Source organism: Listeria kieliensis (genome assembly GCF_003369925.1).
GTDB lineage: Bacteria > Bacillota > Bacilli > Lactobacillales > Listeriaceae > Listeria > Listeria kieliensis_A.
Map to the genome: position 1 here is coordinate 42,817 of NZ_LARY01000001.1, position 15,524 is coordinate 58,340.

Annotated in this window: 16 protein-coding genes; 15 read left to right on the forward strand and 1 reads right to left on the reverse strand. The window is 41.3% G+C overall.

What is annotated here, in order from left to right; genetic code table 11:
* The first annotated feature begins 73 nt into the window (after nucleotides 1-73).
* From UR08_RS00280 to UR08_RS00330, 11 genes are all read left to right on the forward strand, one after another.
* The gene (locus UR08_RS00280) at nucleotides 74-1,078 is read left to right on the forward strand and encodes an inorganic phosphate transporter (protein WP_115751684.1); all 1,005 of its coding nucleotides are present in this window, start codon (nucleotides 74-76) and stop codon (nucleotides 1,076-1,078) included.
* Between the two features lie 144 nt (nucleotides 1,079-1,222).
* A complete protein-coding gene (locus tag UR08_RS00285; RefSeq protein WP_115751685.1) occupies nucleotides 1,223-1,609 on the forward strand; it encodes a DUF1149 family protein in 387 nt (128 codons plus the stop codon).
* A 97-nt stretch (nucleotides 1,610-1,706) separates the two neighbouring features.
* Complete coding sequence (locus UR08_RS00290; RefSeq protein ID WP_115751686.1) at nucleotides 1,707-1,943, forward strand: hypothetical protein; 237 nt, start codon at nucleotides 1,707-1,709, stop codon at nucleotides 1,941-1,943.
* 53 nt (nucleotides 1,944-1,996) lie between these two features.
* Nucleotides 1,997-2,806, forward strand: a complete 810-nt coding sequence (locus UR08_RS00295; RefSeq protein ID WP_115751687.1) for a ZIP family metal transporter — start codon at nucleotides 1,997-1,999, stop codon at nucleotides 2,804-2,806.
* A gap of 207 nt (nucleotides 2,807-3,013) precedes the next feature.
* Nucleotides 3,014-4,396: a polysaccharide deacetylase family protein gene (locus tag UR08_RS00300; protein ID WP_165849920.1), complete on the forward strand. Its 1,383-nt coding sequence runs from the start codon at nucleotides 3,014-3,016 to the stop codon at nucleotides 4,394-4,396.
* Nucleotides 4,397-4,599: 203 nt separating this feature from the next.
* Entirely contained in the window at nucleotides 4,600-4,929 is a 330-nt protein-coding gene (locus tag UR08_RS00305) for a PadR family transcriptional regulator (RefSeq protein ID WP_115752664.1), read from the forward strand.
* A complete protein-coding gene (locus UR08_RS00310) occupies nucleotides 4,926-5,336 on the forward strand; it encodes a permease prefix domain 1-containing protein (RefSeq protein ID WP_115751689.1) in 411 nt (136 codons plus the stop codon). Before UR08_RS00305 ends, UR08_RS00310 begins: the two co-directional genes overlap by 4 nt.
* Before the next feature lies 1 nt (nucleotide 5,337).
* The gene (locus UR08_RS00315) at nucleotides 5,338-6,126 is read left to right on the forward strand and encodes a hypothetical protein (protein WP_115751690.1); all 789 of its coding nucleotides are present in this window, start codon (nucleotides 5,338-5,340) and stop codon (nucleotides 6,124-6,126) included.
* Between the two features lie 67 nt (nucleotides 6,127-6,193).
* Nucleotides 6,194-6,715, forward strand: a complete 522-nt coding sequence (locus UR08_RS00320; protein WP_115751691.1) for a VanZ family protein — start codon at nucleotides 6,194-6,196, stop codon at nucleotides 6,713-6,715.
* A 49-nt stretch (nucleotides 6,716-6,764) separates the two neighbouring features.
* The gene (locus UR08_RS00325) at nucleotides 6,765-7,142 is read left to right on the forward strand and encodes a hypothetical protein (protein ID WP_115751692.1); all 378 of its coding nucleotides are present in this window, start codon (nucleotides 6,765-6,767) and stop codon (nucleotides 7,140-7,142) included.
* Between the two features lie 121 nt (nucleotides 7,143-7,263).
* Entirely contained in the window at nucleotides 7,264-8,412 is a 1,149-nt protein-coding gene (locus tag UR08_RS00330) for an ArgE/DapE family deacylase (RefSeq protein ID WP_115751693.1), read from the forward strand.
* 41 nt (nucleotides 8,413-8,453) lie between these two features.
* Here UR08_RS00330 and pbp4 read toward each other — a convergent pair whose 3' ends face one another.
* Nucleotides 8,454-10,481 (reverse strand): penicillin-binding protein PBP4(5), encoded by a 2,028-nt coding sequence (gene pbp4 / locus UR08_RS00335; protein WP_115751694.1) that lies wholly within the window; start codon nucleotides 10,479-10,481, stop codon nucleotides 8,454-8,456.
* Nucleotides 10,482-10,698: 217 nt separating this feature from the next.
* Here pbp4 and UR08_RS00340 point away from each other — a divergent pair, with 217 nt between their 5' ends.
* The 4 genes from UR08_RS00340 (at nucleotide 10,699) to dcuC (UR08_RS00355) (ending at nucleotide 15,516) form a co-directional block, all read left to right on the forward strand.
* Entirely contained in the window at nucleotides 10,699-11,628 is a 930-nt protein-coding gene (locus UR08_RS00340; RefSeq protein WP_115751695.1) for an LCP family protein, read from the forward strand.
* Nucleotides 11,629-11,795: 167 nt separating this feature from the next.
* Nucleotides 11,796-12,713, forward strand: coding sequence for a ribonucleoside hydrolase RihC (gene rihC, locus UR08_RS00345; protein WP_115751696.1), 918 nt, complete (start codon nucleotides 11,796-11,798; stop codon nucleotides 12,711-12,713).
* Nucleotides 12,714-12,731: 18 nt separating this feature from the next.
* The gene (gene dcuC / locus UR08_RS00350; RefSeq protein WP_115751697.1) at nucleotides 12,732-14,093 is read left to right on the forward strand and encodes a C4-dicarboxylate transporter DcuC; all 1,362 of its coding nucleotides are present in this window, start codon (nucleotides 12,732-12,734) and stop codon (nucleotides 14,091-14,093) included.
* 61 nt (nucleotides 14,094-14,154) lie between these two features.
* Nucleotides 14,155-15,516, forward strand: a complete 1,362-nt coding sequence (gene dcuC / locus UR08_RS00355; protein WP_115752665.1) for a C4-dicarboxylate transporter DcuC — start codon at nucleotides 14,155-14,157, stop codon at nucleotides 15,514-15,516.
* The last annotated feature ends 8 nt before the right edge of the window (nucleotides 15,517-15,524 follow it).

The following is a 15,524-nucleotide window of genomic DNA, read 5'->3' on the forward strand; positions in this document are numbered from 1 at the left end:
GTAGGGGCTTTTGTTTTTTGGTGAATTTGGGTATAGAGTGTAAGAGAGAACTTTTGGGTGAGGAGAATGTCGGATGGATACGATCATTTTGATCACGATTTTGATTGTGATTGTTGGGCTCGCATTTGATTTTATCAATGGCTTTCATGATATTGCCAATGCGGTAGCAACTTGTATTTCAACACGAGCTCTAAAACCGCGTGTAGCGATTATGATGGCGGCTGTGATGAACTTTTTAGGAGCCATTTCTTTTACTGGGGTCGCGGAAGGTTTAACAAGAAACATTGTAGATCCTTTTTCTTTACATAATGGAGAATTTGTAGTCCTTTGCGGCTTAGTGGCAGCTGTCATCTGGAATTTACTAACGTGGGTCATTGGGATGCCAAGCAGTTCTTCACATGCTTTGATTGGATCCATTGCTGGTGCGGCGATTGCTTCAGCCGGATTCACTTCGCTAAATTACGCTGGATTCGGAACGATCATTATTGCACTAATTATCTCACCTATTCTTGGATTTACTATTGGTTATTTGATTTATTCAGCCTTCAAATGGATTTTTCGCAATCGTAAACGTGTTAAAACGAACCGTCATTTCCGAGTCGCGCAAATTTTTACAGCAGCTATTCAAGCTTACGCGCACGGAACTAACGACGCTCAAAAAACAATGGGGATGATCACCTTAGCGCTCGTTGCAAGCGGGCTTTTGAAAGAAAGTGCGGGCGTTCCTTTCTGGGTGCAATTTCTGTGTGCCGCTTCGATGGCGATTGGCTCATCTGTCGGCGGATTTCGTATCATCAAGACAGTGGGAACAAAAATCATGCGGATTGAACCCGTCACAGGAGTTGCCGCAGATGTTAGCTCGCTTTCCGTAATTATGACCGCAACACTGACACACCTTCCAGTCAGTACCACACAAGTCATTGATAGCTCGATCATGGGAGTTGGAACAGCTAATCACAAGAAAGAAGTAAACTGGCGCACAGGAAAGAATATGCTTGTGACGTGGATTATTACACTGCCGGTTTCCGCTTGTATGGCAGCTGTTGTATACTGGCTTGCAGCCGCGATCTTTTTGTGAAAACGGATGGATCACACTTCCCCCATTTTGCGGGACTTCAAATTCACGGGGAGGACTAGCGAAATTTGAAAAGCGCACGTAAAACCGCTATGATGAAAGTATGGATTAGGAAAAGAAATATTTTGGAAACGGAGGACGAATGATTTGGAATTTAGAGCAAATCAAATCAATGTGGAACAATTTAACTTTGAAACGCTTCAAGCGCCACATGAAAATGCAGAAAATAGCATTCAAGTTCAATTAAATGAAGTAGAACCAACAGGGGACGACAAGTCGATTTTAGATGAAGGTAAAATTTTCAAGGTAGACATGCCGTTTTCACTTGTACTAGATCGCTTTAAAATTAATGGTCATATTAGCCGCATCGTTCAAGTGGTCGACTTTTTTGGTGCAGCAGAAGAACTTGGCGCTGAGCGGGCAGAAGAAATGTCGAAACCGCTGATTAGCTATATTAAGCGTTTGACTTATGAAGTAACTGAGATCGCCTTTGATGAGCCCGGTTACGAGCTTGATTTCGAAAGTCATTTATAAGCAGAAAAGTATCGTTTTTGAAACGGTACTTTTTTTGTGATTGAATCTTGGCGTGATTTTCGCTATGATGAAGGAAAGAGGAATGGAGGGACGAGTTATGACAAGAAATGACGAAGAACCAAAAATGTTTGATAAAGAAAAAGTCAAAGAAGTTTCTGAAAAAATAGAAGAAAAAGCAGGGGACGCGGCAGGAAAAGCGGGGGAAGTCCTCGGCGATACTGCGAAACTGGCCTTCTATGGTTCGCTTGAAGCAGCCAAAGTGATCGGAAAAACGGGCGGTGCCTTCTTTAAAGGTCTAAAACGCGGGTTTGAAGGAAATCAAGAAAAAGAATAAAGGATAGAGCTAGTCAATTTTGAATTGCAAATTGTTCAGAGGGGTTGCTTTTTTTGTTAGAATATTTTTCGAATTTGAATCCAGTCTTGTTGGCTTTACTGGCCGGACTGTTCACTTGGGGCTGCACGGCTTTAGGCGCAGCTCTTGTTTTCTTTTTTAAAGACTTAAATCAAAAATGGACCAATGTGATGTTGGGCTTTGCGGCGGGCGTTATGATTGCGGCGAGTTTTTGGTCACTATTGAGTCCAGCAATTGAGCGGAGCGAAGGAATGGGTTTCTTTTCATTTGTTCCTGCGCTTGTCGGGTTTACGCTGGGCGGCGTATTTTTACGCCTGATAGACCGACTAATTCCCCATCTCCATCTCGGGTTTCCTGAAAAAGATAAAGAAGGACCAAAGACCAAACTGCATAAGAGTATTCTCCTTGTCCTTTCGATTACGATCCATAATATTCCAGAAGGTGCAGCCGTTGGGGTTGCCTTTGGTGCTGTTCTTGTTGGCGATACGGAGACCTTCATAACCGCTGCTGTGCTAGCGCTTGGAATCGGCATTCAAAATTTCCCTGAAGGTGCGGCTGTTTCGATTCCGCTTCGCGGGGAAGGGCTTAGTCGAGCAAAAAGTTTTTGGTACGGTCAGCTGTCGGCGATTGTGGAGCCAATTTTTGCGGTCATTGGCGCACTTCTTGTTGTATTTGTCACGCCGATTTTACCATATGCACTAGCTTTTGCTGCTGGGGCAATGATTTTCGTTGTGGTGGAAGAACTTATTCCTGAGTCACAAGTGGAAGGTTCAACGGATCTCGCGACAGCTGCTACGATGGCTGGTTTTGCAGTTATGATGGTGCTCGATGTAGCACTTGGTTAAAAAGTTCAAGATAGACGCGGAAAAGCTGAGCTTTTTCGCGTTTTTTATGAAATCAAATGGATCCGGATTAAATGTGCTTTATATACAATTCGTCAAATGTATAAAAATTCACGAATTAAATTACGAAAAATGGCTGGATTTTTGTTTGAAAGTCTGTATAATATGGGATGGGGTTGGGGAACTCATTTAGTCGAAGAGGTGTTATTCATGAATCATAAGATACTTTGGTTGAGTCTTGCAACGCTCGTAGTTGTGGCGGGAGGTATATTTGGCTTTTTTGCTTATCAGAATCATAAACTTGAGAAAGCACGTGAAAAAGTCACGAGAGAAGTTGAACGGGAGATGGATCAAAAAATTGGTCGGGGAAATTTTCATAAAGTTGAACAAGCAAATAAGCAAAATTCAGATACCATGATGTTTATCCCGGTTTTGAAAGACAAATCGGACAATCAAGCTTTGAAACAGAAAATACTTGATGCGGCCAAAAAGGAACAAAATGACTCAAATAATTTAGTGTTTTTCACTTTTGATAGACAGAGAACTGGACATGGTGTGGAAGGCTATCGCTTGAAGAAAATTAGATATGACCGAGCTGGTTTTGGTTACAAGCGAACTTCAGAAAGGCAATTCGATCAGCAACTTGTGGACGCGGATACGGGCAAGGTGCTTACGCTTGGCGAGGTGTTAAGCCCAGATCCGGATGCACTTCTTGAGCTTAAGCTTGCGATGCAGAAAGCCATTATCGCGCAGAAAAAATTATCACTCGAACAGATGGCAGAATTGGGAGAGGCGAAGTATCCAGAGCGACTTTCGGAAACGAGTATCAACCTTACGGATAAGGCGCTTACGCTACCGATTTCGATTCCAAATCATCCGGAGTTGAAGCATGTCGCTGTGCCGCTTTCTTATTTGGCAGGGCATGTGAAATCGAAATATTTAGCACCTGGAACTGAAGGGGAAAAACCACTAAGATCTGCAAATTCGGGGAAGAAAATTGCACTGACGTTTGATGATGGACCGAGCAGAAAAGTCACGCCGCGGGTTCTTGCTTTGCTTAAAAAATATCATGCGAAAGCGACTTTTTTCGTGTTGGGTTCTGAGGTGGTTGAAAATCCGGGGCTTGTGAAGCAGGAACTGATGGCCGGACACGAGATCGGTAATCATTCGTGGAGTCATCCGCAACTGACGAAGCTTTCGAACGCTGAGGTTTCAGAGCAAGTTTTGAAGACGCAAATGGCTGTGTATGAACAAACGGGCTATTTTCCAGAGCTCATGAGGCCTCCTTATGGGGCGGTTCATCACGATACGGCGCTTGCTATTGGGCTGCCGCTTGCGCAGTGGACGGTCGATACGGAGGATTGGAAATATAAAAGTGGTCGCCTTGTCACGAATAAAGTGCTAAAAAGTGCGCGTGATGGGGGAATCATTTTGATGCATGATATCCACGAAACAACGGCGGATGGTCTTGAGGAGACGCTTAAGCAGCTGAAAAAGCAAGGCTACGAGTTTGTTACGGTTAGTGAGCTTTTGAATCAAAAATTAGAGATTGGTCATGAGTATTTTGATGCCACTCAGGAAAAAGCCGTGTGAATAATTATTATGGGAAGCAGAAACTTTTTGAGGTTTCTGCTTTTTTTGTATGTAAGCCTGTTGTGATACTGTTTGAGCAGGGGGATGTAAAAGAAAATAAAAATTACTTTGACAGATAGAGTAATACATGGTAAACTTTTTTATGTTATCAACTCTATCTGATAGAGTAATGTGTGGAAGAGTAATTTGGGGAGGTGGTCAAAATCCGCAGTGATATCTTAAGAGGCCACGTGGATTCGATTATTTTGCGGATTCTTTCGGATGGTGATTCCTATGGATATGCGATTTCGAAGGAAATTAGCGATCGGACGAAAGAAAAATTTCAAATTAAGGAAGCGACGCTTTATGCGGTTTTTCAACGGCTCGAAAAAAAGGGCTTGATAAAAAGCTATTATGGAGATCGCAGCCATGGCGGTAAGCGAAAGTATTATTCGTTAACGCGGCGCGGGGAACTTTATTTGAATGAAATGATTGAAGAATGGCAAGAAATTAAAGAAGTGATTAACGTCTTTTTGGAGGAGAGGGAAAATTGAGAAGAATATATGAATTTGTAGAAAAGTTATTTGATGATGTACCTGAGACGGAACGATCTGAGCAAGTCAAAGAAGAAATTATGCAAGACATGGAAGAAAAGGTATATGACTTGATGCACGAAGGTAAATCCCAAGAAGATGCAATCAATAAGGTGATTATTGAATTTGGTGATTTTGATGAAATTAAAGAGGAACTAAAAATTGGCGGAAGTAAGAAGCTAGGTTTTGCAAGGCTAAACTTAGGGTTTTCAATTTGGGGCAGTATCCTTATCATTGCTTTGATGGTCTTTATCAATTTTTACTATACACCTAAAGTGATTTGGTTCATTTATCCAACTTTTGCTGTTTTATGGTGGCCACTTGCTATGTTTTATTATTTAAATCGCAAAAAAGAGGAGCTGAAATAATATGGATAAAAGCACAAGAGGATTTTTAGCGTTTAGTGCATTTCTTGTCGCCATTTTTTTGATAGCCCTTAATTTTCTTGTTTTTCCTGGAGGAGATTGGTCTTTTTATACGGCTATTTTACTTTTAATCCCGACTCTATTCTTTTTGCTTAATGGCAGTCGTCATTTGAAATTGTTTTCTGTTTTATGCAGTGTGCTCATTTTAGTAGTGCTTACGATCACGAATTTAAGAGAAACACCAAATTATTTGTGGGTACTATATGCGATTCCAGCAGTTTTCACTTGGCCGCTTGTCACTTTAATGGGAGAACGGGCGGCATCATTTATTTATTCGACACTTGCGAGCTTGCTGCTTGTCCTTAGTTATATTTTGCTAAATGTTTATTTCGAACCGAGTTTTCCTTTCAGCATTTTCACAACGTTCGTGATCATGTGGTGGCCTCTTTCAGTCGGCATCAACTATTTCCCACGCGGCTTTTCAGTCGTTGCTACTATTTGGCTGATTTTGTTTTTCATTGTTGCCAATACGGTCACAACAGATGTGATTTGGTGGATTTATCCTGCGTTTGTTAGTTTGTTTTGGCCACTTTCGCTCTTGCTTGCACGGTATCTGCTGGCTTATTCGATTATTTCGACATTATTGTTTAGTATCTTTTTCATTGTTGTTAATGTGATTACTTCACACGAAACCATTTGGGCGATCTATCCTATTTTCGGAGTCTTATGGTGGCCACTTTCGATTTATTTCTTCGTGTACCGACGCAAACAAACAAAAGAAAAATTTAGTTAGTTTTCCTCGATCTTTCATAAACAGATGGTATAATAAAAAAATGAATCTGTTGAAAGCGAGAAATTAGATGTTAAAAACGAAGAAATTTTGGATTATAGTAAGTTTTGCCTGTGTTTTATTGATTATGGGCACACTTTTGAAGTCTTCCTCGCAAACTTATGATGAGCAATCACTTGTTCCGATGATGGACAAAGTTTTGGCAGGAAAGCCTTTTGAAGGAGCGTTGTCTCATGTCTCATTCATGTACGCTGGAGAAGAAGTGAGTATTTCGAACTTAGGTTACAGCAAATTTTTGGAATTCTTCATTCGAAAAGGCGCTCACTTTATGACGTATTTTGTTATGGGAGCGGGGCTATTTGCTGGCATCTATCTCTTAAAAGGTAGAAAACGTTTGGCATTTCTTGTTGCACTTCTCGTTCCACTTTTATTTGCGGCAAGTGATGAAATTCATCAGCATTTTACAGGTGGACGAACGCCGCTTGTACAGGACGTGATTTTAGATTTTTGCGGAGCGACAGTTGGAACTTTGATATGTTTTTGGCTATTTCGACACTTTAAAAAACGCAAAAATAACCGCCGAACAGCTTAGAAAAACTCTAAGCTGTTTTTTAATAGCAAGAAAGTAAGGGGGTTGGAAAATGGAAATTTATTTACCAAAAAGTTGTGAAAATGCACCTCGGAAAAAAATCGTGGCTGACTTTACGATCGCTTTATTAAAACAAACAGAGGAAGCGATCAAGGAACACGCAGCTCCTAATATTCAGATTAAATATCTTCATGAAAAACGAACGATTGTGGGAATTGATGATGTACTTAATTATTTGCGAAAGAAAAGAACAAATGAAATCCGCCGAGTGGAAGTAGATCAAGTCTTGACACATGGGAAAGGATCGGCGATTAACGGGCAACTTTTTTTGGCGAACGAGCAAGTGGTCGATTTTTGTTATGTTTATTTATTCGCTAGTACTTTGAAAACAGCAAAGGTAAGAGAAATAAAATCGTATTGGCTAATATAAAAAAGTTAGAAAAATTCGGCGGTTATTTCTTGCGCAAAGCATTAAAAAATATACGGTAAATAGGTTTAGAAATGAGTGAGTGGGGAAGTAGAAAGGAGACTAAAAGAAAGAAGGTAATCACATGGAACAACAAGAAAGGTTGCAGATTCTAAAGGACATCATAAACATTGATTCAACGAATGGAAACGAAGAAGCAGTGGCCAACTATTTAGGGGAATTACTTTCAAGACACGGAATTGACTCGAAAAAAGTTCAGTACGCGGAAAAGCGCGCTAGCTTAGTCAGTGAAATTGGCGATGGCGGGAACCGAGTATTGGGACTTTCTGGTCACATGGACGTCGTGGATGCTGGGGATCCTGAAAAATGGACGTACCCACCTTTTGAAGCGACAGAAAAAGATGGAAAACTTTACGGACGTGGCTCAACAGACATGAAATCAGGACTTGCGGCGATGGTGATCGCGATGATTGAACTGAAAGATGAAAAGAAAAATTTACCAGGAAAGGTAAAACTGTTAGCCACCGTCGGGGAAGAAGTTGGAGAGCTAGGAGCAGAACAGCTTACATCGGAAGGTTATGCGGATGATTTGGATGCCCTCGTCATTGGGGAACCAAGCGGTCCGCGGATTTGGTATGCCCACAAAGGCTCAATGAATTATACAGTCACTTCTTACGGCAAGAATGCACATAGTTCGATGCCAGAGTTTGGGGTCAATGCCATTGATAATTTAGCCTTGTTTTACAACGAAGTAGAAAAATTTGTGGCTTCCGTTAAGGAAACGAATCCCTTACTTGGAAACTTTACGCACAATGCAACGGTGATTTCCGGCGGGAACCAAGTGAATAGTATTCCTGAACTTGCGAAAATGCAAGGAAATATTCGGACGATACCTGAAGTAGATAATGACGAAATTAAAAATGTATTTGCGAAAATCGTGGATAAGTTAAATGCAGAAAAAAATGTGAAATTGGAACTTGTTTGGGATTACGATAAGCTTCCAGTCTTTAGTGATAAAGATTCGGATATTGCGAAAATTGGTCAAGCTGCATATGAAAAACAAGCAGGTCAAAAAATTGACTTAGTCACTTCACCCGGAACAACCGATGCGGCCGAGTTCATTAAAGCGAAAAAAGAGTTCCCAGTGATTATTTTCGGTCCTGGTGTCATTGAAACCGCGCATCAAATTGATGAATATGTAGCCATCGAAAATTATACGGATATGATTGAAGTCTACAAAGAAATGATTATCCAATTTCTAGCTGAAAAATAAACCAAAAGAAGCGTTCAAACGTGAGTTTGAACGCTTCTTTTTTAAAAGTCTGCAATCACGAATTTTAGTCGATCAATGACAAGGCTACTTCCGCCTCGGCCTTTCACATCTTCAACCATGCCGACGAGTAGCGCATCTGGCTGATCTGCGTTAAAGGCATATATAAAGCCATTTTCATCGCCATCTTCACCTTGTTTTTGCTTCAACTCGGCTGTCCCGGTTTTTGCCGCCAAATTCTTGCCACTTACCGCAAGGCCATGTGCCGTTCCGTTTGGATCAGAAACCGTTTTAATGAGTGCTTCTTTCACAGTATCTGCGGCTTCTTTTTTCACGGCTTGCTGAGGCGCTTTGGCTTTTTGTGAAACGGTGAGTTTTGGATAAACCGTTTTGCCTCCGTTTGCAATGGCAGAATAAAGTGCAGCCTGCTCAATCGGGCTCATCAAGAGTTGACCTTGGCCGTAAGCTGTGTCTGCCAAGAGAATTTCAGATTTCAGTCCCTCATTTGAAATTTGGGCAGCTTTCATTTCGATTGGCAAGTCAGCATATTTTTCGCCAAAATTGAATTTCTTGAGTTCCTTTTCAAATCGCTCGGCACCAATCTCCAATCCTTCTTGCGCAAAATAAATATTATCCGAGTAAACGAGCGCATCCACCATATTGACGTGAGCTTTCTCATGCACGCGCGTTACCGAATATTTGCCCCAAGAAGCATCTTTTTGCCACTTCAATCCGCTGATGTCACGTACCTTATCTGGCTTAGTCACACCAAGATCGAGTCCAATTGCTGCTGTGATCGTCTTAAAAGTGGAGCCCGGTGCGTAGCGAGCGGCGTAACGCGCAAGAAATGGCATCCGCTTATCTTCATTGTATCTTTTATAATCTTCCGTGCGAATTCCCGCTGCCATTTGGTTGGCATCATAAGAAGGTGTGCTGACAAGAGCGAGCAGTTCCCCGTTTTGCGGATTAATCACAGTAGCGGCTCCTGTTTCTTTGGCTAGTCCTGCATAAGTTTTTTGCTGTAAATCGGCATCGATCGTAAGTTTAATCGTTTTTCCGTCTTTTCTTGCCACTTTTTGCAAGGTCGTTTCGTGTTTCGTGCGGTCATTAACGATTTTAATAGTTCCGCCGCTTTCCCCGCGTAAATCTTTATCATAGTAACGCTCAAGACCTGTTTTTCCGATTACATCACCAACTTTTAATTGGGGATTTTTTTCGATATCTTCGGCGCTCACTTCACCAACGTAACCAAGCAAGTGAGCAGAGGCTTGATTGAGCGGGTAAGTGCGCAATACTTTTTGTGAGTAAGCAATCCCAGTTAAGTCAGAGGTTACGCCATCAAAAACAGTTTTTAACGGAACAAAACTATCTTTTTTCACCCATTTTTGTTCGAGCGCTTCTTCGATTTCAGAACCAGGAACTTTGATTTCTTTGCTGATTGCGGCGATTCGTTTTGCTTTTTCATCACCGCTTGCAAGCAGTTTTGGGACAACTCCGACTTCATAAAAATTCCCCATGGTCGCGAGCTTTTTCCCAGTTCGATCGACAATATCACCGCGACGAGCTTCATCTGTTTCAAGGCGAACTTTGTCGTCAGCTACCATCCCCGGAAAGATGAGTGCTGGTTTCCAATTGATTTTCCACTCATCTTCATCTTTGGCTTTCGAAATTGTCGTTTTATACGTTTGGGTTTTTAGTTTTCCAAGGCTCGTTCGCATGGAAAGTTCATAGCTGAGGTCATAAATTCGGCTGTTCGCGCCAGGTTTGACTTTTAAATTTTTAACGGTAATATCCTGAACCCCGACACCGCCATACACGACTTGATATTTTTCTTGCAGGCGTTTTTTCGTAAAACCGACCTCTTTTAAAGAATCTGTAGTGACGTCTTGCGCGAGTTGCTTATATTTTCCTTCTTTTAAGTTCGTTGTGAAGGATTCCGCTACTCGCTTGGCCTTTTTGTCTGCAGACTGATTCAAGAAAACAAAGAAAAGCACTGCTGCAGCAATCAAAAGGACCACGATACTACCAAAAGTGATTTGCCAGCCTTTTCGTTTGTAAATTGGTTGTTTCACCCGTTTTTCCTCCTTTTTTCAAGAAACTGAATGGTTGGTTTTTTCGAATCGATTCTTCTTTACAACTAATAATATAGCAAAATTCCGCCCAGAAAAGCGTATTTTTAAATTTCTTTAATAATTCTTATAAGTTTATTGTTCACCTTTTGATTTGATTTAGTGTAAGATGAAGAAAGAAAATGCAAAGCTTTGCAAAAAATGAGTTGAGGTGGAAGTTATGGCACGACATGCTGAGCGAAAAAAAATGAGAAAAGGGCGGGTTTTCGGCACGATTTTAGTGTTGCTACTTATTCTAGCGTTGGTGTTTGGTGTAATCGGCTTTTTCCAATATAAATCAAGTTTGAAAAAGGCTGAAAATGCCAGTCAAATGAAGAGCTTTGAATTTAACGGAGCGAAAACGGAAGGAAATGATATTAATGTACTTTTCATCGGAAGTGATTCGCGTGGGGCGGACCAAGGTCGTTCCGACTCACTGATGATTGCGCATTACGATAAAAAAACGAAAAAGCCCAAACTCGTTTCTTTGATGCGAGACACGTATGTTGATATTCCTGGGCACGGAAAAAACAAAATTAATGCAGCTTATTCGTATGGGGGACCGGAACTTGTTAGACAAACGGTTGAAGAAAATTTTGGTGTGAAATGTAATTATTATGTAGTCACGAATTTTGATAGTTTCGCGAAGATTATTGATGTCCTTGCGCCAGACGGCATTGAAATTGATGCGGAGAAGGATATGTCGGAAAACATTGATGCGAACATCAAGGCTGGAAAGCAAAAAATGGATGGGCACACGTTGTTACAATATGCTAGGTTCCGTCACGATGCGGAAGGCGACTTCGGACGTGTCCGTAGGCAACAACAAGTACTCAGCGCGGTGAAAGAACAAGCGATCACTGCGACAAGTATTTTCAAAATGCCAAGCGTGCTTGGGACAGTGCAGGGTTACACATCGACAGATTTACCAACTTCACTTGTTTTAAAAACAGGAGCAGATTTTGTACTAGGTCGTACGGATGACCTCAAAACTCTTACGGTTCCAGTGAAAGGAACTTGGGAAAATCAACGGGTTGCTGGGGCTGGATCGGTTCTGCGAATTGATATTGCTGCGAATCAAAAAGCGATTCAAGATTTTTTCGGTAAGTAAAGGAAATTAAGCCGCTTTTCTTCTTAATGAGAAAAGCGGTTTTTCTATGGAAATAAAAAATTTAAAAAAAGTACTTGTTTAATTAAACGTTTAATGATATTATTTTCTTTAAAGAATGCGCTTTCTTTTTGGTTATTAAATTAAACGTTTAACTGGAGGTAAAGAAGATGCGGAAAATACCTTTGATTATTGACACGGACCCTGGAATTGATGATGCAGTCGCGATTTCTTTTGCTATGTTTCATCCCAAAGTCGATTTAAAATTGATTACAACGGTTGCTGGAAATGTAAGCGTTGACAAAACGACGGAAAATGCCTTGAAGCTAGTCGAGTTTTTTGGAAGTGATGTTCCGGTTGCACGGGGCTGTCAAGAGCCACTACTTAAGCCGCTTGAAGATAGTAGCGAAATTCACGGTGAATCAGGAATGGACGGATTTGATTTTGGAACGCCAACTCGCAAAGTTATTCCTGAGCATGCAGTCGAAGCTTTACGAAAAACGTTATTAGAAAGTAAAGAACCAGTTACGCTCATGCCGATAGCCGCTTTAACGAACATCGCTTTACTATTCAAACTGTACCCTGAAACTAAAAGCAAAGTGAAAGAAATTGTACTGATGGGTGGTAGTTTAAGTCGCGGAAACACGACAACTGCGGCGGAATTCAACATTTTTACTGATCCAGAAGCAGCTGCGATTTTGTTTGAATCTGGCGTGAAAATCACGATGATTGGACTAGATGTCACAAGTCGAGCTGTCTTGATGCAAAAAGAAGTGGAACAAATCAAGACGATGAACCGGGCAGGTGAAATGTTTGCAGCACTCTTTTCACATTATCGCGGCGGCAGTATGAAAACCGGGCTCAAAATGCACGATGTTTGTGCACTAGCAGCGATTGTTGAGCCGGAGTTGTTCGACTTTGCGGATACCTTCGTTGAAATCGAAACGGGTAAAGGACCTGCAAATGGGGCAACGGTAGCCGATTTGAAAATGAAGTATCATAGGGAAACAAATTCAACAGTAGCCCTTGATGTCCACGTAGAAAAATTTAGAGAATGGTTTCTTGAAATGCTCGAACAAACAAAATAAAAGGGGGACTTCTAGAAAATGATTGAGATTATTCTTGCGGTCATTGTCATTGCACTTGTTTTTTATTTAATCGTGAAAAATTATCAGCCGGCACTTGTACTTCTTTCGGCTGGACTGGTTTTATTTTTACTGGCTTTTATCCTTGGAAAACCTATTTTGGGGAGTGGGGACACGACAGGATTTGCCTTTTTAGATATTTTTAAACAACTTGAGTTGACGTTCATTGATCAACTAAGCGTTGTTGGGATTACGATCATGACGCTGTTTGGATTTGCTTCTTATATGAACTATTTAGGAGCAAACGATGTTGCAGTAAGCATGATTACGAAACCACTTGGGAAAATTAAAGCCAAATATGTGCTTGTTCCCGTTGTCTTTATCATCGGTAACATTTTAAGTTTGTTTGTTCCGAGTGCTTCTAGCTTAGCCGTTATTTTAATGGCAATTCTTTATCCCGTTTTGAAAAAAGTAGGCTTAAGTGCACTGACGGCTGGTGGGGTTATTGCAACGGTCGCAACGATCATGCCAACGCCGCTAGGAGCCGATAATGTCATTGCGGCCAAAACGCTTGGCTATGATTTGTTCGACTATGTTTTCTTAAATCATGCAATCATCTCCATTCCAACCCTTGTTGTGATGGCTGTGGCGCATTATTTCTGGCAAAAATATATGGATAAACGCCAAGGTGCGAAAGCTTATGTAGATATTGATGAGTCGAAAGTGGAACAAGAAGAAAAAGAGCTTCCACCTAAATATTATGCGATCTTACCAATGCTCCCTTTATTATTCATTGTTATTATCGGTATTTTCTTCCGCGATATTAAAGCGGATGTGGTTGTTCTTACCTTTATTTCGTTCTTTATTGCTTTGATTATTGAATTTATTCGCAAAAGAAAGCTCAAAGATGTGCTCAATCAATCCTTTGAATTCTTTAAGGGAATGGGGCAAGGTTTCACGCAGGTTGTCGTACTTGTCGTTGGTGGTGTATTATTTGCTAAGGGGATGCAAACGATCGGCGTAATTGATATGCTGACACAATCTGTCCAACATGTGCAAAGTGCGGGAACAATCTTGACATTTATCTTTAGCGGTGCAACTTTCTTACTCGGTCTTGTAAGTGGTGGCGGGCTTGCGATGTTCTATGCAACGATTGAACTCATTCCACATATTGCAGCAAGTGCACACATCGACGGGATTTTGCTCGCGTTACCAATGCAACTGATTGCAAACTTGGTACGCTCGATTTCACCAGTAGCCGCAGTTATCATGGTGGTTGCAAGTGTGATGAAAGTCAATCCAATCGAAGTGGTCAAACGGACAAGTGTGCCAGTGATTATCGGTATTATTATGGTCATCGGACTTTCCCTCATCATCTTATAACGAAGGGAATAGAGGCGAATGAACAGAATCAAGCAAGAAAAAGAGTACAAGGGTGTTGCACGTGATTGAACTTATTTCGGCAGTTGTCATTGTTGCGATGGTGTTTTACTTGATTGTGAAGAAATACCAGCCGGCACTTGTACTACTTTTAGCCGGACTCATTTTGTTTTTCGTTGCACTGTTACTTGGAAATCCGATTTTGGAACCGAAAGAAACAACAGGATTAGGCTTTTTAGATGTTTTTAAGCAACTTGAATTGACGTTTGTTGACCAGCTTAGCGTGGTCGGCATTACGATTATGACTTTATTCGGTTACGCTTCCTATATGAATTATCTTGGCGCAACCGACGTAGTGGTAGGGATTTTAACCAAACCACTTTCAAGAATTCGAGCCAAATATTTATTAATACCGATTGTATTTCTCGTAGGGAATTTGCTTTGCTTGTTTATTCCAAGTTCGTCGAGTTTAGCGGTGATTTTAATGGCTGTGCTTTACCCCGTTTTAAGAAAAGTAGGATTAAGTCCGCTCACGATCGGCGGTGTGATTGCGACTGTAGCAACAGTTGTACCAACGCCGCTTGGAGCGGACAATGTGATTGCTTCGAAGACACTGGGATACTCGCTTTTTGATTACGTCTTCCTAAATCACGCGCTCATTTCGATTCCAACGATTCTTGTGATGGCGGTCGCTCATTATTTCTGGCAACGCTACATGGATAAACGTCAAGCAGGGAAAATCATTGTTAAAGAAGAAATACATAATCAGCAAGAAACGGAAAAGGTGCTTCCACCCAAATACTACGGGATCTTACCACTCTTACCTCTACTTTTCATTGTAGTCGCAGGCTTGTTTTTCCGAAATATCAAAGTGGAAGTGGTCATTTTAACGTTCCTTTCCTTTTTCATCGTGCTTGTTATCGAAGCACTTCGTAAGCGAAACTTAAAACAAGTTTTTGATGGTTCTTTTGAATTCTTTAAAGGAATGGGACAAGGCTTTACGCAAGTTGTCATCATTGTGATTGGCGGTGTGTTTTTCGCGAAAGGCTTGCAGTCGCTTGGCGTGATTGAAATGTTGATGCACTCCGTTCAAAATGTGCACAGTGCAGGAACCATCTTAACACTGTTTTTCAGTGGAATTACATTCCTATTTGGTTTAGTAAGTGGCGGTGGGACACCACTTTTCTATGCGACCATTCCACTTATTCCAGATATTGCGGCAAGTGCGCACGTGGATGCGATTCAACTCGCGCTTCCGATGCAACTTATAGCACATTTGACGCGCTCGATGTCGCCAGTTGCAGGTGTGATCATGATTGTCGCGGGCGTTATGCAAGTTTCGCCTATTGAAGTTGTCAAACGAACGAGTATCCCGATTTTGGCTGGGATTGTAACAGTCATCGTGTTATCATTAGTGATTTTGTAAGTGAGGAG